Annotated in this window: 25 protein-coding genes; 5 read left to right on the top strand and 20 right to left on the bottom strand. The window is 68.6% G+C overall.

The window, feature by feature from the left end:
• Nucleotides 1-377: 377 nt before the first annotated feature.
• The 5 genes from ABD719_RS18115 to ABD719_RS18095 all read right to left on the bottom strand — a co-directional run bounded on the left by ABD719_RS18115 (nt 378) and on the right by ABD719_RS18095 (nt 4,276).
• Nucleotides 378-1,256: a flagellin gene (locus ABD719_RS18115; RefSeq protein ID WP_344694760.1), complete on the bottom strand. Its 879-nt coding sequence runs from the start codon at nt 1,254-1,256 to the stop codon at nt 378-380.
• 236 nt (nt 1,257-1,492) lie between these two features.
• The gene (flgH, locus tag ABD719_RS18110) at nt 1,493-2,230 is read right to left on the bottom strand and encodes a flagellar basal body L-ring protein FlgH (protein ID WP_344694759.1); all 738 of its coding nucleotides are present in this window, start codon (nt 2,228-2,230) and stop codon (nt 1,493-1,495) included.
• 37 nt (nt 2,231-2,267) lie between these two features.
• Nucleotides 2,268-2,708 carry a flagellar basal body P-ring formation chaperone FlgA gene (gene flgA / locus ABD719_RS18105; protein ID WP_344694758.1) on the bottom strand — a complete coding sequence of 147 codons (441 nt, stop codon included), beginning with the start codon at nt 2,706-2,708 and terminating at the stop codon, nt 2,268-2,270.
• Between the two features lie 5 nt (nt 2,709-2,713).
• Complete coding sequence (flgG, locus tag ABD719_RS18100) at nt 2,714-3,502, bottom strand: flagellar basal-body rod protein FlgG (protein WP_344694757.1); 789 nt, start codon at nt 3,500-3,502, stop codon at nt 2,714-2,716.
• 30 nt (nt 3,503-3,532) lie between these two features.
• Nucleotides 3,533-4,276: a flagellar hook-basal body complex protein gene (locus ABD719_RS18095; RefSeq protein ID WP_344694756.1), complete on the bottom strand. Its 744-nt coding sequence runs from the start codon at nt 4,274-4,276 to the stop codon at nt 3,533-3,535.
• Between the two features lie 133 nt (nt 4,277-4,409).
• Here ABD719_RS18095 and ABD719_RS18090 point away from each other — a divergent pair, with 133 nt between their 5' ends.
• The 5 genes from ABD719_RS18090 to ABD719_RS18070 all read left to right on the top strand — a co-directional run bounded on the left by ABD719_RS18090 (nt 4,410) and on the right by ABD719_RS18070 (nt 8,859).
• Nucleotides 4,410-4,976 (top strand): flagellar basal body-associated FliL family protein, encoded by a 567-nt coding sequence (locus ABD719_RS18090; protein ID WP_344694755.1) that lies wholly within the window; start codon nt 4,410-4,412, stop codon nt 4,974-4,976.
• The gene (fliM, locus tag ABD719_RS18085) at nt 4,973-5,986 is read left to right on the top strand and encodes a flagellar motor switch protein FliM (protein ID WP_344694754.1); all 1,014 of its coding nucleotides are present in this window, start codon (nt 4,973-4,975) and stop codon (nt 5,984-5,986) included. The genes ABD719_RS18090 and fliM overlap by 4 nt, the downstream gene beginning before the upstream one ends.
• 30 nt (nt 5,987-6,016) lie before the next feature.
• The gene (locus ABD719_RS18080; RefSeq protein ID WP_192127268.1) at nt 6,017-6,412 is read left to right on the top strand and encodes a DUF6468 domain-containing protein; all 396 of its coding nucleotides are present in this window, start codon (nt 6,017-6,019) and stop codon (nt 6,410-6,412) included.
• Nucleotides 6,409-6,954: a MotE family protein gene (locus ABD719_RS18075; RefSeq protein WP_344694753.1), complete on the top strand. Its 546-nt coding sequence runs from the start codon at nt 6,409-6,411 to the stop codon at nt 6,952-6,954. The genes ABD719_RS18080 and ABD719_RS18075 overlap by 4 nt, the downstream gene beginning before the upstream one ends.
• A gap of 96 nt (nt 6,955-7,050) precedes the next feature.
• Complete coding sequence (locus ABD719_RS18070) at nt 7,051-8,859, top strand: methyl-accepting chemotaxis protein (RefSeq protein WP_344694752.1); 1,809 nt, start codon at nt 7,051-7,053, stop codon at nt 8,857-8,859.
• Here ABD719_RS18070 and ABD719_RS18065 read toward each other — a convergent pair.
• The 15 genes from ABD719_RS18065 to ABD719_RS17995 form a co-directional block, all read right to left on the bottom strand.
• Nucleotides 8,856-9,503 carry a PilZ domain-containing protein gene (locus tag ABD719_RS18065; RefSeq protein ID WP_344694751.1) on the bottom strand — a complete coding sequence of 216 codons (648 nt, stop codon included), beginning with the start codon at nt 9,501-9,503 and terminating at the stop codon, nt 8,856-8,858. The genes ABD719_RS18070 and ABD719_RS18065 overlap by 4 nt on opposite strands.
• A 26-nt stretch (nt 9,504-9,529) precedes the next feature.
• Nucleotides 9,530-9,961 carry a hypothetical protein gene (locus tag ABD719_RS18060; RefSeq protein WP_344694750.1) on the bottom strand — a complete coding sequence of 144 codons (432 nt, stop codon included), beginning with the start codon at nt 9,959-9,961 and terminating at the stop codon, nt 9,530-9,532.
• 4 nt (nt 9,962-9,965) lie between these two features.
• Nucleotides 9,966-10,841: a flagellar motor protein MotB gene (locus ABD719_RS18055; protein ID WP_344694749.1), complete on the bottom strand. Its 876-nt coding sequence runs from the start codon at nt 10,839-10,841 to the stop codon at nt 9,966-9,968.
• Nucleotides 10,842-10,844: 3 nt separating this feature from the next.
• The gene (locus ABD719_RS18050) at nt 10,845-11,144 is read right to left on the bottom strand and encodes a hypothetical protein (RefSeq protein ID WP_344694748.1); all 300 of its coding nucleotides are present in this window, start codon (nt 11,142-11,144) and stop codon (nt 10,845-10,847) included.
• 27 nt (nt 11,145-11,171) lie between these two features.
• Nucleotides 11,172-11,699, bottom strand: coding sequence for a chemotaxis protein CheD (locus tag ABD719_RS18045; RefSeq protein WP_344694747.1), 528 nt, complete (start codon nt 11,697-11,699; stop codon nt 11,172-11,174).
• Nucleotides 11,696-12,085, bottom strand: a complete 390-nt coding sequence (locus ABD719_RS18040) for a response regulator (RefSeq protein WP_344694746.1) — start codon at nt 12,083-12,085, stop codon at nt 11,696-11,698. Before ABD719_RS18040 ends, ABD719_RS18045 begins: the two co-directional genes overlap by 4 nt.
• Nucleotides 12,086-12,089: 4 nt before the next feature.
• Nucleotides 12,090-13,133 carry a protein-glutamate methylesterase/protein-glutamine glutaminase gene (locus ABD719_RS18035; protein WP_344694745.1) on the bottom strand — a complete coding sequence of 348 codons (1,044 nt, stop codon included), beginning with the start codon at nt 13,131-13,133 and terminating at the stop codon, nt 12,090-12,092.
• Nucleotides 13,130-14,020 carry a CheR family methyltransferase gene (locus tag ABD719_RS18030; protein ID WP_425567213.1) on the bottom strand — a complete coding sequence of 297 codons (891 nt, stop codon included), beginning with the start codon at nt 14,018-14,020 and terminating at the stop codon, nt 13,130-13,132. Before ABD719_RS18030 ends, ABD719_RS18035 begins: the two co-directional genes overlap by 4 nt.
• Nucleotides 14,017-14,511: a chemotaxis protein CheW gene (locus ABD719_RS18025; protein WP_192127290.1), complete on the bottom strand. Its 495-nt coding sequence runs from the start codon at nt 14,509-14,511 to the stop codon at nt 14,017-14,019. Before ABD719_RS18025 ends, ABD719_RS18030 begins: the two co-directional genes overlap by 4 nt.
• Nucleotides 14,508-16,778 (bottom strand): chemotaxis protein CheA, encoded by a 2,271-nt coding sequence (locus ABD719_RS18020; RefSeq protein WP_344694744.1) that lies wholly within the window; start codon nt 16,776-16,778, stop codon nt 14,508-14,510. Before ABD719_RS18020 ends, ABD719_RS18025 begins: the two co-directional genes overlap by 4 nt.
• Nucleotides 16,775-17,140, bottom strand: coding sequence for a response regulator (locus ABD719_RS18015; protein WP_344694743.1), 366 nt, complete (start codon nt 17,138-17,140; stop codon nt 16,775-16,777). Before ABD719_RS18015 ends, ABD719_RS18020 begins: the two co-directional genes overlap by 4 nt.
• A complete protein-coding gene (locus tag ABD719_RS18010) occupies nt 17,137-17,496 on the bottom strand; it encodes an STAS domain-containing protein (RefSeq protein ID WP_344694742.1) in 360 nt (119 codons plus the stop codon). Before ABD719_RS18010 ends, ABD719_RS18015 begins: the two co-directional genes overlap by 4 nt.
• A complete protein-coding gene (gene motA / locus ABD719_RS18005) occupies nt 17,471-18,355 on the bottom strand; it encodes a flagellar motor stator protein MotA (RefSeq protein WP_192127296.1) in 885 nt (294 codons plus the stop codon). The genes ABD719_RS18010 and motA overlap by 26 nt, the downstream gene beginning before the upstream one ends.
• A 78-nt stretch (nt 18,356-18,433) precedes the next feature.
• Nucleotides 18,434-19,279 carry a class I SAM-dependent methyltransferase gene (locus ABD719_RS18000; protein WP_344694741.1) on the bottom strand — a complete coding sequence of 282 codons (846 nt, stop codon included), beginning with the start codon at nt 19,277-19,279 and terminating at the stop codon, nt 18,434-18,436.
• Nucleotides 19,276-21,678 carry an HAD family hydrolase gene (locus tag ABD719_RS17995; RefSeq protein ID WP_344694740.1) on the bottom strand — a complete coding sequence of 801 codons (2,403 nt, stop codon included), beginning with the start codon at nt 21,676-21,678 and terminating at the stop codon, nt 19,276-19,278. The genes ABD719_RS18000 and ABD719_RS17995 overlap by 4 nt, the downstream gene beginning before the upstream one ends.
• Nucleotides 21,679-21,764: the final 86 nt, after the last annotated feature.

The raw sequence follows: 21,764 nt of genomic DNA, 5'->3' as shown, positions 1-21,764 counted from the left end.
GAAGCGCAGCCATCGCACCGGTGTTCGTGTTGACGGACATTGCCATGTGAAATCTTCCTTCTGGAAAGAACGGCTGCTTCTGCGGCCGTGGACCAAACCGGCGGTCCCCCGGCGCGTCGCCTCAAAGACAACCCGCGCTTCCCTCATGGCGCCATTTCCCTAACAATGGACAAACGCAGACATTTTATTGATAGTTAACAACGATTTAACCATTATTACCATCGTCTTGCCACCGGAATTATCCAATAGTCGCAATATCATCCGCAGGCAGGGAATGCAGGCATGGCGCACGCGAAAAAACCGGGGCGGATGGTGATCCGCCCCGGTTCCGGATTTCATGCTGCGGAAGCGGCTGGCCGCGCCCGAGCGATCGATGCTTACTTGAAGAGCGAGGTGATCGTCTGCGGCGCCTGGTTGGCGATCGACAATGCCTGCACACCCAGCTGCTGCTTGACCTGAAGCGCCTGCAGCCGTGCCGATTCCTTGGCCAGATCCGCGTCGACCAGATTGCCGATGCCGCCCTCGATCGTGTCGCTCAGCTTGCTGGCGAAGGTGATCTGGTTGTCGATCTTGCGCGATGCGGAGCCGAGGTCGCTCAGCTTGGTCGCCATCTTGGCGGTCATCGTGTCGAGCGTATCGACCATCTGCAACGCCTTGGCCGTGCTGTCGATTTCGGAATTGGTACCGAGCTCGCCGGTGCCCTTGCCGGTCGATGCCGTCTCGGTTGCGGCAAGATCGAGGCCCTGATTGGTGACGGTCAGCGTATCGGGGGCATAGGTGCCGCTGCCGGTCGCGGTGTTGGTCAGCGACTGGAGCGCACTGACCGATCCGCCGCTGGTCTTGAGCAGGTTGGTGCCGTTGAATTCCGACGAGTTGACGATCGTCGTGATCTGATCGCGCAGCGCCTTGAAGTCCTTGTTGTACGCCGCGCGGCTGCTGGCATCGATGCCGGCGTCGGACGCCTGCTTGGCCAGCGTCTTCATCTGGTTGAGCACGTCGGAAATCTGCTCCGCGCCGGCGACCGCCACGTCGGTCACGCTCTTGGCGCGGTTGAGCGACGAGGTCACCGCCTTCAGCCCGCCGAGATCGCCGCGCAGGTTCTGCGCGATGGTGAACGACGCGGAGTCGTCCTTGGTGGAGCTGACGTTCAAGCCGCTGTTGATCCGGCTCTGCACGGTGGCCAGCCCCTTGCTGGTCGCGTTCAGCGCCTGCAGCGCGGCCATTGCGCCGGTATTGGTATTCACGGTCATCGCCACGGTGTGTCTTCCTTCTCGCAAACCGGCCGTCCGACGGCGCCGCCGCCCGAGGGGCCTTCCCCACAATCCAGCCCTTGCGGGCTACCCTTCCCTTATAGGCGGCACAAATTGCCGGGTGGTCGCGATGGCCGGAAAAATTGACAGTCTGACCGGCAAAACTTTCCGACCAGACGAAGCCCGCCCCGAAACCCGGGGGAAACCGGGTCCGGGGCGGCAAGACACATTCGGGACGATATTCAGAACGGGAACAGCGCGTCGTAGATCTGCTGGCCCCAGCGCGCCTGCTGCGCCTGGGTCAACTGGCCACGCCCGCCATAGCTGATCCGCGCCTCCGCGATCTGCGAATGGCGGATGCTGTTGTCGCGGCCGATATCCTGCGGGCGGACGATGCCCGTCACGATCAGCTCGCGCAGTTCGTAATTGACGCGGATTTCCTGCCGGCCGCGGATCACCAGATTGCCGTTCGGCAACACGTTGGTGACGATCGCCGACATCGTCATATTGATCGTCTCGCTGCGGCTGATCGAGCCAGCGCCGTTGAACTGCGAACTGGAATTGCCCGCGATCAGTTTCGACGGATCGCTGCCCGGCAACTTCGTCTCCAGCCCGAGCAGCGACGACAGGCCCGCCGATTCCGACCCCCCGCGCGAGCGCGCGGTGGTGTTGCCGACCTCCGCCTTGTCGGCGACGTTGATCCGCACCGTCAGGATGTCACCGGTGCGCGAGGCGCGCTGGTCGCCCAGAAACGCCCCCGCCCCGGCACGGAACAGCGAGGCACCGTGCGGCTGCGGTGCCGCGGTCTCCTGCGGGCGGATACGGCCGGCACGACCGAGCGATTCCTCGATCGACGGGGCGTCGGCGATATCGACCTCGCTCATGTTCGGCGCGCGGCCAACCTCCTTCAGGCGGCCGGTGACGCCGCAGCCCGACAGCGCGACGGCGCCGATCAGCACGAGGGAAAGCGATGACTTCACAGGGAGTATCTCCGGCATCTAACGGATGGAAGGCGGATCAGGGGGCGACCGCGATGCGAACCGCACCCGACCCCTCGACCACGGCGTCGAGCGTGCGGTTGGTGGCGCTGGTGACGACGCGGACGAGATCGCCCATGCCGCCGCTGCCCAGCGCGCGGGCCGAGGTGGCGATGGTCAGCCCGCCACTGCGCAGGTTGACCGTAACCGGCTCGCCACGCCGGACGAGGCGGGGGGTGACGACATCGCCCGCCCGCACCACCGCGCCGGCGGACAGGTTGCGCACCGCCTCCCGCCCTGCCGCGTCGCGGGGGGCGAGCGCGCCGGTGGCAAGGCCGGGGCTGCGCGGCTGCGGTTCGAAATCGCTCGCCGCCAGCACTTCGCCGCGCCCGATCGCGCGGACCAGCACGGGGACGGCGGGTGGTGCGGGCGGCGTTGCACCGGGCACGGCGGCCGCGAGCGCGAGGAGGATAGACAGCATCGCGGTCAGCGCAGCTGGCTGGAGGTGGCGAGCATCTCGTCGGCGGTCTTCACGACGCGGCTGTTCATCTCGTACGCGCGCTGCGCGGTGATGAGCGCGGTGATCTCGGCGACGGGATTGACGTTCGATGCCTCGACGAAGCCCTGCATCGTCGTGCCGAGGCCCGGATCGCCCGGCGACCCGATCGTCGCCTCGCCCGAGGCGGGGCTGGTCAGGAACATGTTGCCGCCCAGCGCCTCCAGCCCCGCCTCGTTAACGAAGGTGGCGAGCTGGAGCTGCCCCACCGTCTGCATCTCGGTCTGGCCGGCCAGCTTCACCTGCACCTGCCCCGTCTTGGAGATGGCGACATCGACCGCATCGGGGGGCACGTTGATGCCGGGCTGGACCGGGTAACCGTCGGCCGTCACCAGTTCGCCCTGATCCGACAGCTGGAACGTGCCGTCGCGGGTATAACCGGTCTGGCCGTCGGGCATCGTCACCTGAAAATAGCCGCGACCCTGGATCGCCATGTCATAGCGGTTGCCAGTCTGGTTGGGCGCGCCCTGTTCGGTGATGCGATAGACGCCGCCGGTGCGCACGCCCGCGCCGATCTGGATGCCCGTCGGCACCTTCGCCTCGCTGGCGCCGCCGGCCGAGGTGCCGGGCCGCGTCTCCTGCTGGTAGAGCAGGTCCTGGAACGCCGCCCGTTGCCGCTTGAACCCGGTGGTGTTCATGTTGGCGATATTGTTCGAGATGACGTCGACGTTGGTCTGCTGGGCCAGCATCCCGGTGCTGGCGATCGAAAGGGTCCGCATCGCGATAATCCTTAGCTAGAAAAAATGAGGTCAGCCGAGCTTGCCGAGGCGATCGATCGCACGGCGGCGGAGGTCGTCGATGTCCTGCGACATCTTCATGCTGGATTGATAGGCGCGCAGGATCTCGACCATCTGCGTCGTCTCGACGATCGGCTCGACGTTCGATGCCTCGATCCCGCCGGTTTTCAGCTTTGTCTCGGCCGCGGTCAGTTCGCGCCCGCCGGTCGCCGCCATCAGGCCGTCGCCGCGCGGCGTCACCATGCGTTCATCATTGAACACGGTCACGGTCAGGCGGCCGATGGGGCCGTCCTTGCCCATCACCGATCCATCGCCGCCGATCGACAGCGTCGCCCGCTGGTCCGCCGCCACCGCGATCGGGCGACCGCCCTCCCCCAGCAGCCGCTGGCCGCCGGCGGTGGTCAGTTCGCCCGCCTCGTTCAGCTTGACGAAGCCGGCACGGGTGAAGGCGGTGCCGCCCCCCGGCGCCTCGACCGACAGATAGCCGGGGCCGTCGATCATCACGTCCATCGGGTTGCCGGTGGACTGGAACGATCCCGCCGCGGTATCGTGCATCGCGCCGTAATCGAGCACGAACGACGTCTTGCGCGCGTCCTTGACCGCGGCCTCGGTCTGCTGCTCGACATATTCGCGGAACACCGGGCGTTCGCGCTTGAAGCCCGCCGTGCTCATGTTGGCCATATTGTTCGCCGCCACGTCGAGCCGACGCCTGAGCGCCTGCTCCTGGCTGAGCAGGACGTAGGAGGAGATGTCCATCCGGGCTTTCCGTTTCCTGACTGCGCTTTTCCGTGCCGCTAGGCAAAAACTGCCTGCCGACCATCCTATAATAGGCGAGATAGCGGGCGGCCGGTCGGCCACCCCCCACGTTTCGGAAAGGTTGCCCCCACCCGTGTCCAACGACGCCGACAAGCCGGAAGCGGAGGGTGCGCCCCCCGCAGCCAAGAACAAGAAGAAGAAGCTGATCGTGATCGGCGCGGCCGCGGCGGCGGTGCTGCTGGGCGGCGGCGGCGGCGCCTATATGATGTTCGGCGGGGGTCCCGCGAAGGCGGAGGCCGGCGCCGGCCATGGCGACAAGGCCGAGGCGACCGAAGAGGAAGCCGCCGACGAGGGCGAGGGCGAAGGCGGTGAGGGCGGCCACGGCGGCGGCGATAAGGAAGCACCGCTCGACGTGCCGCCGCTGCTGGTCAACCTGCGCACCGCCGATGGCGCCCCGCATTTCCTGAAGGTCCATGTGATGCTGGTGCCCGGCGCGAAAACGACGGCGGCGTCGCTGAAGGACAGTCTGCCGGCGCTGCTCGATGCCTATCAGCCCTTCCTGCGCGAGTTGCGGCCGGAGGATCTATCAGGTTCCGCCGCCGTCTTCCGCATCAAGGAAGAACTGCTGATCCGGTCGCGCGATGCGCTGGGTGACGGCAAGGTCAAGGAAATCCTCGTGCAGGATCTGATTCAACAGTGAGCAACGATTTCGACGATTTCGCACTTCCCGAACCACCGGTGGGGATGATGGGCGATGGCGCGCTGGACCAGGCGGGGATCGACGCGCTGTTCGGCGATGTCGGCGGCCCGGCCCGGTCGCGCAGCGGACTGAAGGCGGTCATCGAATCCGACGTCATCAGCTACGAACGGCTGCCGATGCTGGAAGTGGTGTACGACCGGATGATCCGGGCGTTCGCCACCTCGATGCGCAACCTGACCTCGGATGCGATCGACGTCAGCCTGGAGGAGATCACCTCGATCCGTTTCGGCGATTTCGTGAACCGCATCGCGCTGCCCGCGATGATCGGCGTGTTCCGAGTCGAGGAATGGTGCAATTACGGTCTCATCACCGTCGAGCCGAGCCTGATCTATTCGGTGGTCGACGCGCTGCTCGGCGGCCGCAAGAGCGGCGGCAAGCCGATGATCGACGGCCGCGCCTTCACGGGCATCGAGGTCGGGCTGGTCGGGCGGATGCTGGAACTGGTGCTGGCCGATCTCGGCCAGTCGATGGCACCGATCACCCCGGCGACGATGGCGCTGGAGCGGATCGAAACCAGCCCGCGCTTCGCCTCGATCGCCGGGCCGACCAACATCTGCGCGGTGGCGACGCTGCGCGTCGACATGGAAGGGCGCGGCGGCTGTTTCAGCGTGCTGCTGCCCTATGCGACGATCGAGCCGGTCCGCCGGGTCCTCGGCCAGCGCTTCATGGGCGAGAAGCATGGGCCCGAAAATATCTGGGGCGCGCACATGGCCACCGAGATCGCACGCACCGAAGTGGCGGTCGAGGTGGTGCTGGGCGAGACGCGGATGGGGCTGGGCGCGGTGCGCGACTTCGCCGTCGGACGCACGCTGACGTTGGGCAAGCGCCCCGACGATCCGCTGGAAGTGCATGTCGGCGGGGTGCCGCTGGGCCTCGCGCAGATCGGGCAGCGCAACGCAAAGGTTGCCGTCCGATTGACGACCGACATTGCCAAGGGGCCGCTGGCGTGATTGGTCTGCGATCATGCTGAGAAGAATGCCATGCTGAGCTTTGCCACGATCGCCAACCTGGCGACGATCATCCTGTGTGCCGCCGTGCTGATCCAGAGCGTGCGGATGATGCGGTCGCTGAAAGTCGTCCAGCCCAGTGCTTTGGCCGAAATGGTCGCCGCACTCGATAACTCCACGCGGGAGGCGCAGACGGTGCTCGCCGACCTCCGCCGCACGCTGGCGGAATGCTCCGGCACCGCCCGCGTCCTGACCGAAGGCAAGGCGATCAGCGACGAGCTGACCGTGATGATCGGCATCGCCAACGCGTCCGCCGACCGGATGGCCGACACCGCCGAGGCGGCCCGACGCCGCCAGATCGACGAACAACACGGCGACCCGTACGGCGCCGGCCGCACCGGCGGCCATGATGGAGACAATTGGTCGTGAGCCGTCCCTCCCTGCTTTTGCTGACTGCCTTCTCCGCGGCAGTCGCCGTCGTCGGCAACACCGTCGGCCTTGCCGCCACCGTCACCGAGGGGGCGGCGGCCGAGGCGCCGACCTCGCGCCTCGGCGCGGCGATCGCCTCCGACATCAGCGAACGCGACAAGGCGGCGGCACGGCGCAACCGCGCGCTCGACCTGCGTGAACAGGCGGCGCAGGCCGCCGAATCGCGCCTGCGCGCCGCGCCGCAGCCCGCCGGCGCCACCCCGGCAGGCGAGGCGCCGGCGGCCGGCCCCGATCAGTATGACGATCTGGCGCGCATCTATCAGGTGATGAAGCCCGCCGCCGCGGCGGTGGTGCTGGAACAGCTCGACCTCGACGTGCAGATGCGCGTCGCCCAGAAGATGCGGGAACGATCGACCGCGATGATCCTGGCCGCGATGACGCCCAAGGGGGCCGCCGCGCTCACCATGGCGATGGCGCGTCGCCGTGCGGCCGCTCCCGCGCCGTCGCCCGCCCTGGCCGCCGCCACGGCGCCGCGACGGTAGGGCACGGATCGTCGCGCCCTACCGGCACAATCGCGGAGGGATCGCACGGGGAACGATACGGCCAGGGTCGGTGACGGCCAGCACAGGGGGGAGACAATGATCCGGTTCAGGGATGTTTCGACACGCGTCAAGCTGACCCTGGCCTTCGGCATCCTGCTGGCCGCGGCAGTCGCGATGATCGTGCTGGTCGCATTCCAGCTTCAGGCGATCGGCTCGGCCGCCCGGCAGAACAGCCAGAGCGAACAGATCATCCGGCTGTCCCATGTCGCCGAAAAGGGGCTGATCCGCATCAATTCGCAGATGCGCGGCGTCCTGCTGACCCGCAACTTCAACTATCTCGACACCTATCGCGAGGGCGTGATCCAGTTCGTCGGGTCGATGGCGTCCCTGTCGAAACTGGTCGACCGGCCCGAACAGCATGTCCTGATCCGTCAGGCGGTGGCCGCCAATCGCAACTGGCGGCGCGATTATGGCGACCACCTGATCGCCATGGCCAGAACGGACAGCGGGCGGCTTGCGGCGATCCGTATCCTGACCGAAGCCGGCGAAAAGCCGCGCATCACCTACATCACCCGCATGGTCCAGGCATTGCGCGAGATCGAGGAGCGCCGCATGGCGTCGCGACAGCGCGAGTTGAACGAGGCACTCGGCAATTCGTCCCTCGTTCTGGCGACCGGCGGTATCTGCCTGCTCACCATCGCGCTGTTGATGGCGTGGCTGCTGACCGCGTTGATCGCCCGACCGGTCGAACGCCTCACCGGCATCGTCGACCGGCTGACGCGGCAGGATTTCGCCGCCGCCGTTCCCGCCGATCAGCGCGACCGGGATGACGAGGTCGGCCGCATCGCCCGCGCGCTGGATATCTTCCGGCTCGCCGGGCTGGAGAACCGCCGGCTGGAACAGGAAGCGGCGGCGCTGCGGGATAGCCGCACGCGCGAGGCGGAGGACGCCGCGCACCGCGCCCGCGACGACGCCGGGCGCGACCGTGCCACCATCCGGATCATCGGCGAAGGACTGGCCGCCATCGCGCGCGGCGACCTGACCTTCCGCCTCGCCGATGGCCTGTCGAGCGATGCGGCGGTGCTGAAGGACGATTACGATGCCGCCGTCGTCCAGTTGTCCGGGCTGCTGCGGCGGGTGCAGGCGACGGTCGCGGCGGTCGATCGTGACGCGAACGGCATCGCCGCGGCCTCCGGACAACTGGCCGACCGGACGGTGCAGCAGGCGAGCGCGATCGGGGTCGTGGGCGACCGTCTGGCCCAGCTGACCGAAACGATCAGGCAGAACACGTCGGGCGCCCGCCGGGTCGAGGAGGTCGCCCGGTCGACGCGCGACAGCGCGGAACGATCGCGCGACACCGTCGCCGCGGCGGTGACGGCGATGGCCCGGATCGACAGCAGTTCGGAACAGATCGGCACGATCACCGACCTGGTCCGGTCGATCGCCGAACAGACCCGCCTGCTCGCACTCAACGCACAGATGGAGGCGGCGCGCGCCGGCAGCGCGGGCACCGGCTTCGCGGTCGTGGCCAAGGAGGTGAGCGTGCTGGCCGGGCGGCTGCGCGGGGCCACCGAACAGATCGGCGAATCGCTTGCCCTGGCGCGGGCCTGCGCGATCGAGGGGGTCGATCTGGTCGGGGCCGCCAGCATGAAGCTGGGCGTCATCCTGCGCGATGTCGGCGAGGTGTCGATGCTGGTGGGCGAGATGGCCGTGGCCGCCGACCGGCAGGCACGCGATGTCCGCGACGTCGACGACCGGATGCGCGACATCGCGCGCTTCACGGAACGGAATGCGGCGATGGCGGGCGACGCGACGGCGATCTGCAGCACGCTGGTCACCGGCGCGCACGATCTGGCGGGCTCGCTGATCCAGTTCCGGATCGATGACGCCGCCGTCCCGGCCTAGCCGCGTTCCCCGAACCGGGTGGCGAGGTCCGCCTGCCATGTCGACAATTCGCTGAACGACAGGATCTCGCGAAAGGCGAAACCCGCCTGGCCGTCCCGCGCCCAGCGCAGCGTGGCATGGCGCGGTGGCAGGCCGGGGATGGTGATCCGTACCGGCCAGTCCACCGGCGGCGGATGCGCGACGGCGAGACGACAGCCGGATTGCGACAGATCGACCAGCGTCTGCGCGGTCGTCTGACCCCGATACCAGAGCAGGACGGAACAGGTGGCGGACAGCCGCGGCGCACGCGGGCGGCGCGTCTGGCCGCTGCCGGTGCGCAGTAGTTCGGAGACGTCGACGGGGGCGTCGAAACGCACGCCGGCGCGCGGGGGCCGTGTCCACACGATCTCGCCGTTCACCACGGCCATATTGCGCAGTTCGATGCGCACCGGCGTACCCACGGCCAGCGCCGCGTCGCATTCGGCCATCAGGCCGCCCGACGACAGGTTGCGCACCCGGCACACCCAGTCGCGTTCGTCCGTGACGAGGCGACCGACGAGCAGGATCGTCGTCAGCCGTGCCTCACGCGGGGGCAGATCTTGCGGCAGGGGGCCGGACCGGGCCGTCATGGCGTTCGCGTTGCCGGCCATGTTCCCTCCCGTCATGTCGGTTTCCATCCTGCGCGCGCCGGTCATGCCGGCTCGGCACGGGTGATCGCCACCCGCCGCACCACGCCCTTGCCCAGCGCCTCCGGCGCCGCGGCCAGCACGACCCGGCGCAGGCCCTCGATATCGGGCAACATGCCGTCCGGCCCGGTGGCCAGCGGGGTTCGATAGGTGCGCATGTTGATCGCATGGAGCAGCAGCGGCAGCTTCGCCGTCACCGTCGCGACCTCTTCCTCGGGCACCTGCACGTCGAAATCGAACGAGACATATCCGGACAGCCGCCCGTCGCCCAGCACCATCGGCGCGCTGACCTTCTGCGCGGAGACGAAGGCGAGCGGGGGCTCGACCGGTTTGGCCGGCACGGGCGGCCCCAGCAGCCGCAGCGTCGCGTAGGCGGCGCCGCCGCCGACGCCACCGCCCAGGATCAGCACGATCAGCAGGGTGATGATCTTTTTCATGCGTTCAGAACCGGAAGCTCGAGTCGCTGGGCAGCGACGGCGCCTCGCCCTTGGCGACGATGGTGATGCGGCGGTTCTCCGGCCGGTCGGGCTGGTCGGGATAGACCGGGCGGGTATCCGCGAGCGCGACCATCTCCGCGAAGCGGTCGGCGGGCAGGCCGGCGGCGATCATCGCCGCCCGCGCCGCGATCGCGCGCTCGCCCGACAGGCGCCAGTTGGTGTCGTTGCCGCCGCTGCCATCGCCATCGGTATGACCCTCGATCGCGATCTGTGCTTCCGATTTCACCAGCTTGCCTGCGACCCGTGCCAACATCTCGCGCGCGAAGGGGTTGAGCACGGCGGTGCCCGCCTTGAACATCGACCGCGCGGCAGTGTCGGTCAGGCTGATGCGCAGCCCGTCGCGATCCTCCTCGATCCGCATTTCGCGACGGCCCGGCGCCTCGGGCGGCAGGCTGTCGATCGCGACGCGCATCTCCTGCGCGATCACGCGGAGCGACGGATCGGGAATGCGGGCGGTGCCGCCGACGGTGGTGCCGGAGGTGCCCGCCTTGCTCGACGGCTGGCCGCGCGGCGGTTGGACCTGTTCGGACTGGGCACGGCGCCCATGGCCGCCGGCGCCCGGCATCCCGCCGATACCGCTGGTCGAGGACTGGGCATCGGCGGTCTGCGACAGCGCCGAGGCCGACGCCGGCGAGAAATACTCCGCCAGCCCCTTCTGCCGCTGCTTGTCGGGGTTGCTGATGAGCCAGAGCAGCAGGAAGAACGCCATCATCGCCGTCACGAAATCGGCATAGGCGACCTTCCAGGCGCCGCCATGATGGCCGCCCGCAATCTTCTTGACCCTGCGGATAACGATGGGACGGGTGTTGGCGCCGGACATGGCTTAGACGGCTCCCGTCATGGCGGTGCGCAGCCGTTCCTGCACCATGCCCAGCCGCACGCCGGCGACCGCCTCGTGCGGGTCATGGCCGATCGCCAGCCGGTCGAGCAGCGACGCGCTCTCGTCGGCATATTGCGCCAGCAGGTCGAACGTCTGGAACTGTTCCAGATAGTGCGTCGTGAAATGCTCGTCGACGACCAGCGTCTCCGCCAGTTGCTCGATCGAGGCGCGGACGTGGCGCAGCTCGACGGCGAGCGCGGCGTGGAGGGGGCCGATCGGCGGGGAGGAATGAGGCTGGGCCATGGGTTGCGGAACCGTTCGGAAAAGGGGTCAGAAGAGTTCGAGTTCGCCGCCGTGGACCGGCACCACCGGAACGCGCGGGGGCGGCACGGGTTCGGCCACGAACGACGAACGCGCCTTGCCCTCGAAGGGCATGAATTCGATCTTGCGCGCGCGGGTGCCGCCCACGTCGACATGGCCGATGGCGATCCCCTCGGTCTCGACGAAGCGGCGCGCGAACACCGCATTGTCGTGGCCGATCCCGCCCAGCCCGGCGATGATGTTGGCACCGCCATAGATGTGCGCGCGCAATCGTGAACGAATCGCCCCCTTCTGCATCATCGCGTTGATGAGAAGCTCCATCGCGTGGACGCCGTAACGCTGCATCTCGTGCGCGCCCACCGTCTGCCCGGCGTCGGGCCGGCCGAGCAGGAAGTGATTCATGCCGCCGACATGCGCGACGCCATCGTGCAGGCACACCGCGATGCACGACCCGAGCAGCGTCGACAGGATACTGCCGGGCCGGTCGGTCGCCAGATGCTCGCCCTGCACCAGGTTGATGCGCCGCGCGACCGTCATGTCAGTTCGCCGAACACGCGCTCGATCTTTTCCTTCAGCGCCGCCGGCGCGAAGGGTTTGACGAGGTAGTTGTTGACGCCCAGCGCCGCCGCCTTCTGCACCACCTCGCGGTCCGACGATCCGGTCAGCATGATGAACACGGTCTTCCCGATCACCGGGTCGCCGCGCACCTCCTCCAGGAATTGCAGGCCGTCCATGAACGGCATGTTATAGTCCGAGACGATCAGGTGGACCCGGTCGCTCTTGATCGCCGCCAGCGCCTCGGGCGCGGTGCCCTTGTCGCGCACGTCCTTGAAACCCAGGTCCTGCAGCGACCGGCGAATCATCGCCCGCATGCTCGCCTGGTCGTCGACGACCATCACCTTGATCTGCGCCGCAGCCGGCATGTCGTTACGCTCCCACTTTCGCTTGACGCATGCCGCACGCCGCGAGGATCGCCTCGGGCATCGCGGACAGGCTTGTTTCCTTTTCGACCGCGCCCAGCTCCATCGCTGCGCGCGGCATCCCGTAGACCACACAGCTCTCGCGCGACTGGCCGAGCGTGCGGGCACCCGCCTGACGCATCGCCAGCAGCCCCTCGGCCCCGTCGCTGCCCATCCCGGTCAGGATCGCCCCCACCGCCGCCGCGCCGCGACGCGACGCGACGGAGCGGAACAGCACATCGACCGATGGGCGATGGCCGCTCACCAGATCGCCGGTGCGCAGGCGGATGATGCTGCCGGTAGTGCCGGCCAGCTCCATGTGCCGCTCGCCTCCCGGCGCGATATAGGCGGTACCGGCGACGATCGGCGCCCCGTCGCGCGCCTCCTCCACGGTGATCCGGCAATCGCGGTTCAGCCGTTCGGCGAAGCTGCCGGTGAAGGCGCCGGGCATATGCTGGACGATCAGGATCGGCGGGCAATCCGCCGGCATCGCGCCCAGCAACGCGAACAGCGCCTCGACCCCGCCGGTGGACGATCCGATCGCGATCAGCGCGTCCTCGCGGGCGCGGCCGCCGGCGATCGGCGTGGTGGTGCGGGCCGGGCCGCCGGGGCGGACCGCGGACCGCGCCGCCGCCTTCACCTTGGCCCGCAGCAACGCGCCGTCACGCGCCAGCTCCTCGGCGCTGCCCGACGGCTTGGCGATGCAGTCGACCGCGCCCAGGCGCAGCGCCTCGATCGTCACCGCCGCGCCGCGCGCGGTCAGCGTCGAACACATCACCACCGGCATCGGCCGCAGCCGCATGATCCGTTCCAGGAAGGACAGGCCGTCCATCCCCGGCATCTCCACGTCGAGCGTGATGACATCCGGTCGCAGCGTCTTGATCATCTCGCGCGCGGTGTTGGGCTCGGGCGCCTGACCGACCACCTCGATCTCGGGGTCGGCGGACAGGATGCGGGTCAGCACCGCGCGGATCGCCGCGCTGTCGTCGACCACCAGGGCACGGATCGTCATCGGGGTGCCCCATCCTGCCTGGCATAGATGGTCTGGCCGCACGCCTTCATCTTCGCCGCCGCCGGCCCGATCAGCCGTTCGGAATGACCGATGTACAGGTGGCCGCCGGGCGCCAGCTGGTCGACCAGCCGGGCCTCCAGCTCCGCCTTCGCGGCATCGTCGAAATAGATCATGACGTTGCGGCAGAAGATCGCGTCGTATTTCTGGCGCATCGGCCATGGGGCGAACAGGTTCAGCACCCGCGCGGTCACCATCGCCCGCGCCTCCTCGGCGATGGCGAAGTCGCCGCCGGGGGCGGGCTTCACCCACGCCGCCCGGTAATCGGCCGGGATCGCGGACACGATGTTGTCGGCATAGGTCGCCCGCTGCACATTCTCCACCATCGGCGGCGACAGGTCGGTCGCCAGCAACTTCACGTCGGCGTTGCGCAGCCATCCCGCCTGCCCACGGTCACGACCCAGCAGGCAGAGCGCGATCGTGTAGACCTCCTCGCCGCTGGAACAGCCCGCCGACCAGATGCGGACGGGTCGATGGCGCGCCGCCTCCTTCAGTGTCGGGATCACCTCGGCCTTGAAGTGCTCGAAGTGATGGTTCTCGCGAAAGAAATGCGTGTGGTTGGTGGTCAGAGACACCACCATCGCCGCCCGTTCCTGCGCATCCGACTGCACCATCCGGACATAGTCGCGGAAGGTGGACAACCCGTGCATCCGCAGCCGCCGCGACAGTCGCCCATGGACCAGCGTCTTCTTGATCTCGGTCAGGTGGATGCGTGCGTCGCTCTGCATGATCGCCGCGATCGCCGCGAACTCGGCATTGCCGAGCGGCGGACCGTTCGCGCCATGCTCCGGCGCCACCGCACTGCCGAGGGAAAGGGCGGCGTCGGTCACGCGGCGAGGTCCAGCTGGCGCGTCAGCGCCAGCGCATCGAGATCGAGCAGCAGCACCATGATGCCGTCGGTGCTGCCCTGCGCGGCCTCGATCGTGCGCGATGTGGTCTTGACCAGTCCGGCGATCACGCTCGGCTCGCCGACCTCGACATCGGGGGCGGGACGGATTTCGGAATCCTTGATGAGGACGATGTCCGCCACCTCGTCGACCAGGAAGCCGGCCTGCTTGCCGTCGACGTTGACGACCAGGATGCACGACCGCGCGTGGATCACGCTAGGCGTCCAGCCCAGCCGTTCGGCGAGGCCGACGACGGGCACCACGGTGCCGCGCAGGTTGGTGACGCCCTTGATGTACGACGGCACGCCCGGCAGCGGGGTCGGCTCGTCCCATTCGCGGATCTCGATCAGCGAGGCCATGTCGATCCCGAAGATCTGCTCGCCGAGGGAGAAGGTGACGATCTTGCGCTCGTCGGATGCTTGCGTGCTGCTCATGCGGCCAGTCCTTTCTGGGGGTAGCGGTTCAGGGGGGCGGACGGGCCGACCAATGCCTCGATGTCGAGGATCAGGGCGATCGAACCGTCGCCGAGGATGGTGGCGCCGCCCAGGCCGCGGATCGGGTGGAGATTCTGGTCGAGGCTCTTGATGACGACCTCGCGGCGGTCGTCGATCGTGTCGACCATCAGCCCGACATGGCCCGCGGTTTCGCTCTCGACGATGATGACCAGCGATTCCTCCGGCGTGCGCGCATCGTTGTCCGCGAAGCCGAAAGTGCGCGTCAGGCGGCGGACGGGCAGGTAATTGCCGCGCAGCTCGATCACCTCGCCGGTCGTCGTGGTCGGGCGGACCTGGCCCGGTTCGGGCTGTACCGTCTCGATCACGTTGGCCAGCGGCAGCACGAAGCGCTGCCCCGCCAGCCGCACGATCATCCCTTCGAGGATGGCGAGCGTCAGCGGCAGCACCATCGTGAAGGTCGTGCCCTTGCCGGGGGTCGAGGCGATCTCGACCCGGCCGCCCAGTGCCTCGACGTTCGATCGCACCACATCCATGCCGACGCCGCGACCGGAGATGTTGGAGATCGTCTCCGCCGTCGAGAAGCCCGGCGCGCAGATCAGCTGGTCGATCTCCTCGTCGGTCAGCACCGCGTCGGGGGCGACGATGCCCTTCTCGACCGCCTTGGCACGCACCCGTGCGCGGTCGATGCCGCCGCCGTCGTCGGCGACCCGCACGAAGATGCGCGCGCCCTTCTGCTCGGCAGACAGCTTGATCGTGCCCTGCGCGGGCTTGCCCGCGGCCAGCCGCTTCTCCGGGCTTTCGATGCCGTGATCGACGGCGTTGCGGATCATGTGGGTCAGCGGGTCGCCGATCTTCTCGATCACGCCCTTGTCGACCTCGGTCGTCTCGCCCGTCGTTTCCAGTGTCACCTGCTTGCCGGTTTCGGCGGACAGGTCGCGCAGCATCCGGGGCACGCGGCTGAACGCCTGCTTGATCGGCTGCGCGCGCAGCGACATCACCGTATCCTGGATCTCGCGCGTCAGGCGCGACAGCTGCGGCAGTTCGACGCGTTCCTGATCCTTCGGGCTGAGCCGATCCGCCAGGATCGAGCCGCGGATCACCAGTTCGCCGACCAGGTTGAGCAGCATGTCGAGCTTGGTCAGGTCGACGCGGATCGTCTGCGCCGCGACCTCGTGCGTGCGCTGCACCTCCGCCTCGTCGACGCGCACCGGCGCGGGGCGCACCGGCGGCGGCGGGGCGACGGGCGCCACGGCGACCGGCATCGGCGGTACGGGCGCGGCGGCGATCGGCGTCGCGATCAGGGTCGGCACCTCGGCCAGCGCAACCGGAACGGGAACCGGCGCCGGCACGGGGGCTACAGCGACCGGCGGGACGACCGGGACCCCGGTTGAAGCCATGTCGGACGATATCTCGCGGACGATGTCGACGATCGATTCGGGCGCGACGAAATCGAAACATTCGCCGATCGCCGATTCCTCGACCGTGCCGGGCACGCTGATCGTCCAGCCGAGATAGGCGTGCTCGGGCTCCAGATCGCGCAGCGACGGCAGGCGCGACAGGTCGACACCGGTGATGGTGCCGCCGAGCATCTCCAGTTCGCGCACGATCAGCATCGGTTCGCCGCCATTGGCGAGCGCCGCGTCGGAGGGGACGAAGGTGACCGTCCAGGGCAACGGCGCATCCGCGACCACCGGCCGGGCATCGTCGAGCAGGTCGAGCGTCACCGTGACCGGCTCGAACCCGAACGGATCGAACGGCTCGACCGAGGCGGTGACGGGCTCGAACCCGAACGGATCGTCCTCGACCACCGCGACGGGCGCGGGGGCGGGCGCGGCGGGCACAGGCGCCGCCTCCGCCACGCCGCGATCGGCCAGCACCTGATCGAGCGCGGCGGCGACCGCGGCATCGGCGGGCAGCGGGCTCGTCCCCTGCGCGGCGGCGACATGGTCGGCCAGCACGTCGAACGCGGTCAGCATCACGCGGGTAACGCCCGGCGTCGGGGCGATCCGGCCGGCGCGCACCTCGTCCAGCACGTTCTCGAACCGGTGCGAGAAGGCGGTCAGCGCGGCATGGCCGAACGCGCCCGCGCCGCCCTTGATCGAATGGACCGCACGGAACACGCCGGCGATCACCCCGGCGGAGACGTCGCCGTCCGCCATGGCGGACAGGCCCGCTTCCGCGGTGGCCAGTCCCTCGGCGCATTCCTCGAAGAAGATCGCCTGGATATCGTCGAGATCGTCGCTCACGGGCAGACGCGGCGGATCGCCGTTCCCAGCTTGGCGGCGTCGAACGGCTTGGTGATCCAGCCGGTCGCCCCGGCCGATCGTGCGCGCGCCTTCTTCTCGTCGGAGAATTCGGTGGACAGGACTAGGATCGGCACGCCGCGGAATTCCGGCTTGGCGCGCACCGCCTCGATCAGCTCGAACCCGTCCATCTCGGGCATGTTGATGTCGGTGATGAGCAGGTCGGGCTTCACCTCCATCATGCGTTCCAGCCCGTGGCGGCCGTCATTGGCTGCCTCGATCGTGAACCCCTGCGCGGTCAGCGACGCCTTCAGCAGCATTCGCATGCTGGCTGAATCATCGACGGTAAGGATGGTCTTGCTCACGAGTTCAGTTCCTTCTGGCTTTCGAGCCCGATCGCCTCGGCGAGCCGGCAATGGGTGACGCGCTCCACAAAGGCGGCGCTGGGGTCGATGATCGCAAAGCGGCGACCGGCCGCGACCGCTTCCGCATGGGCGGCGATCAGCAGTTGCAGCGTCGCCTGCCCGATGCTTTCGACCTGCGACGCGTCGACCTCGATCAGGTCGTCGAAGTCGGCGGCCAGCACCAGTCGGACGCGGGTGTCCTCGGCGGTGACGGTGGTGCAGTGGGCGGGCAGGCGCACGATGCGGTCGGTCGGGGCACCCGGCCCCGTGATCGACGACGCGGGCGACGGCTCAGGCGGGAACAGCGTTGAAGTCATTTTTCGCCTCTTCGAGTGCGGTTTCCAGCTGGTGGAAAGTGGGGGCCTTGGCGGAGGGGGTCATGCGCCGGGCGATCTCGATCGCGACCTGCGTCGGCAGCCCCTGGGCGTGCGCGACGATCGCGGTCTTGACGATGCCGAACGGCTTGCTGTCGCCCTCGATGGTTTCCTGAAGCTTGGCGGCAAGCGGCCCGACCAGGCAGTAGGCGAGCAGCACGCCCATGAACGTGCCGACCAGCGCGCCGCCGATCATCGCGCCCAGCACCTCGGTCGGCTGGTCGATCGATCCCATCGTCTTGATGACGCCCAGCACGGCGGCGACGATGCCGATCGCGGGCAGGCCGTCGGCCATCTGCTGCAGCGCGTGCTGCGGGGCCAGTTCCTCGTGATGGTGCTTCTCGATGTCGTTTTCCATCGCCTCGGCGATCTGGTGCGGGTCCTCGAAGCTGACCGTCATCATGCGCAGGTAATCGCACACGAACTCCACCAGATGATGGTCGGCGAGGATGCGGGGATAGCGCGAGAAGAAGCTGCTCTCCTTCGGATTGTCGAGATGCGGCTCGATCGCGGTGGCGCCGCCCTTCTTGAAGGCGGACAGCAGGCCGTAGAGCAGCGTCAACAGGTCCTTGTAGTCGCTGTCCTTCCAGCGCCCGCCCTTGAACGAGCGGACCAGCCCCTTGCCGGCCAGCTTCACCGTCGGCATCGAGTTGGAGACGATGAACGCCCCGATCGCCGCGCCGCCGATGGCCATCATCTCGTGCGGCAACGCGTGCAGCACGATATCCATCTTGCCGCCGGAGATGATGAAGCTGCCGAACACGCAACCGAGGATGACGAGAAGGCCGACGGCATTCAGCATGATGAAAGGGCCGATCCGAAACAGAAGTGTAGGGAGATTATAGGACGACGGCCACGGTGCCGGTCGATCCCGGCCGGATTATGCCGCGATGCGCAGGGGCGACGCCGGCACGCGGGCGGCGCGATCCTGCCAGTCGATCACCGCGCAATAGTTGCGCAGGCGATTTTCCTCCATCCGGGCGAGCAGCGGGTTGTCGTGGAACGGCAGAAGCTGCGCCGCCACGTCGCCGCTCCACGGCGCATCCGCCGCGAAGACGACACCCAGCCCGAACACCGCCGGCAGGAACGCGAACGCCAGTTCGCGGCGATCGGCACGCGCGCCGGCGACGAAATCCTCCACCGCGGTCAGCACGCCGTTCGCCGGTCCGCCTTCGTGCGCGGCGAAGGCGAACTGCCCCGCGCCACGGAACCCGCCACCGGGGACGAGGCCCTTATTGCCCGGCACCACGCCATCGTCGAAGCTGTGCGGATGCCGCGCATCGGCGGGGATACGCGCCGGCGCGTAATAGGAATCGCGTCGCCCGCACGGCCAGTTCACGTCGTGCATGAACGCCAGCAGCGGCTTGCCGTCGCGCTGCGATAGCCGGTCGGCGATCGCGAGTTCGTTCGACACCGTGTAGTAATTATGGTCGCCGTCGATCACCCAGGCGTCCACGTTGTCCAGCGTCGGCATCGCCTCCAGGCTGGCCTGGGCGAGATGGCGGACATGGGGGGCGCCCGCCACCCAGTCGAGGAACTGCGGCTTGGGGCTGGGATCGATGCTCGTCAGCCGGCCACCGGCCGCCACCGCATGATCGGCCAGATGCTGCGACATGCCGCCGAACTCCGCGCCGACCTCCACGATCTCGCGTGCGCCGGCCTTGTCCAGGCAACCGAGGATGATGGCGGAAAATTCGCTCATCGAATGAATCAACAGGTCGGTCATGCAACGGCTCCGGTCAGGGCGGTGGGGGCGGTGGCGGCCGGTACGGCGGCCTCGCGGTCGACAAGCGGGCGGAACACGACCGCCAGCATCATGGGCTGGGTACCGCCGACGGGCGGCACCATCAGGAAGGATTCGGCATCGTCGCATCGGAACAGGTGTGGGCCGACCTGCTCCATGCCCTCGCACGACGGCATGGCGGGGATCGTCACCTGGTCGCCGATCGTCTCGCCGGCCAGAAAGGCGGCGACGGGCAGGAACGACACCGACTGGATTTGCAGCCATTCGTAACGGCGGCCGAACTGGACGCCGACCGTGTACTGACCCCGCCCGACCGGGATCGCCGCGACGTGATAGCCATCGTGCGTCGGCGTCGCCGCGACACTGTCGGTGAAGGCGTCCTGCCCGTCTACGAGCAGCAACGGCACGTCGATCGTGCGGTCGCAAAAATCGGCGTAGCGAAGGTCCAGCCCGAAGCGCCGCTGCGCCAACAGGGCGAGACTGGTCGGCAGTCCCTGCCCGCGCAATTCGGCCGGCAGGAACATCCGCTGCGACCGCTTGAGATAGAACAGCCCGCGCTCGCGGAGGCCGGTGGCGGCATGGCCCGGATCGAACAGCGCGACCCGGTGATCGGTACCCAGATTGGTGTCGTGCTCGAACTGCGCCAGCACCTCCAGCTCCTGCGGCAACGGCAGATAGAGGAACCGGGCGAGCATCGCGACCGCCGCCTGCCGCGCCGATTCCGCGCCCGCCGGATCGGCGGCACGGATCACCGCCGCGCCGTGATCGCGTGCATAGCGCAGGCAGCCGGCCTGCACCGCATTGCGCACTTCGCTCTGGCGGCCCTTGATACCGGCCTCGGCCCGGATCGGCGCGCCGTCGGCATAATCGATCACCGACCCTTGCGCGACGGTGCACAGCTGCTCGATCACCGCGATCGTTCCCATGAACGCGCTCAGCGCCTCGGCGTCGTGATGGCGGTGATCGATCATGCCGCGCTTGTCGCGCCCGGTCGGCAGGTTTTCCGACAGCAGCAGGTAACGCCCCGCGACGTGGACGCCCAGCCGGCGCGACAGCACCACCTCGACATTGTCCTGCACGGTGCCGTTATAGCCTAGGTCGACCAGCATCAGCGTATCGCCAGCCGCGGGGTCGACCACGTGCCGCAGATAATCGATCAGCCGGTCCGCGAACGCCGCCCCCCGTGCCGCGATCACCGGCGTCAACGGTCCCGCCCCTACCGCCTCGGCGATGGCATAGGCCCCACGCTCGGTGGGCAGACTGTCGATCAGCGTCGTGATCTCGTCGTCGGCCAGCAGCAACTGGCGCAGGAAATGACGCCCCGAATCGTCGCCGATTTCGGCATGGACGAAATCGGCGATCGCGCCGGGTTCGCCCAGTCTCGCCGCCGCCGCGGTGAAGCGGCTGATCTCCACGGTATGCGTGGGCCGGTCCGGCATCATCGCCGCGAACGTCTCGTGCGGCAGGTGACCGTCGCGCAGCAGGAACAGCAGGTGGACCCGGCCGCCGCGCGCGGCCTGCAGCGCGTCAGCTTCGTCCGCCAGCCAGCGGGCGAAGGTCGTGAGCATCGGCCCCAGCACGCCGTACCCCAGCGCCGATGCAGCATCCGGCTGTTGCGGCTCGCCGATCGCGATCGCCGCGCGGTGCGGCTGGAAACCGGGGGCGTTGGCGGATACCAGCGCACCCGCCGCCTTCTCCTGGCGCAGCCGCTGCACCGCATGGGCGCCGAACTGGATCAGGTGCCGCGTGCGCAGGCCATGGCGCGCACCCGCCTCCGCATCGGCACGGGGATTGTCGCCGACGTGGAGGATACGGTCGGGCCGCACCTTCGTCCGACGCAGCATCACGTCGAACAGCCCCTCGCCCTTGGCCGCGCGGTGGTCGCACGAACAGAAGATGTGGTCGATCATGTCGGCGACCGCATCGCCCGCCGCCGCGCGGATCAGCCCAGCGAGCTGGTCGCGCTCCAGATAGGTGTCGCTGACCACCACGATGGGCATCCGGCGCCGTTTGGCGGCACGCATCAGTTCGACGGTCGGGGCGAAGGCGTGACAGTGGCGCGCCTCCACTGCGATCTCGTGCGCGACCCGCGCCTCGCGCTCGGCGGCGTCGGCTTCGGGCAGCAGCGCGGCATAGATTTCGCGCAGCGTCACCTCGCCCGACCGCTGATGAGCCAGCAACTGCCGCTTACGCGCCGCCGCCTCGCCCCGGATGCGCTGGTCGGGGGTGATCCCGTCCAGCAGCGCGAACAGATCGGACGGGGCATGGACGTCGCGCCACAACAGCGTGTCGAAACAGTCGAGCGACAGCATCCGGATGCCGCCGACCCCGTCGAGCGCTGCCGCCAGCTGGTGCGGCAGGATGGTTTCGGGGGAGGACATGACCGGCGGCTCCGTGCTGGATCGGTCCCTCATCGGGACGTTTGCATGCTTTATAGGACGCATCGAGCCCCGGCGGCGCTTGCGCG

The sequence above is a fragment of the Sphingomonas cynarae genome, from assembly GCF_039537815.1.
Classification (GTDB): domain Bacteria; phylum Pseudomonadota; class Alphaproteobacteria; order Sphingomonadales; family Sphingomonadaceae; genus Sphingomonas; species Sphingomonas cynarae.
Note: the sequence above shows the minus strand (reverse complement) of the source record. Positions and strands in the feature narration are given on the sequence as shown.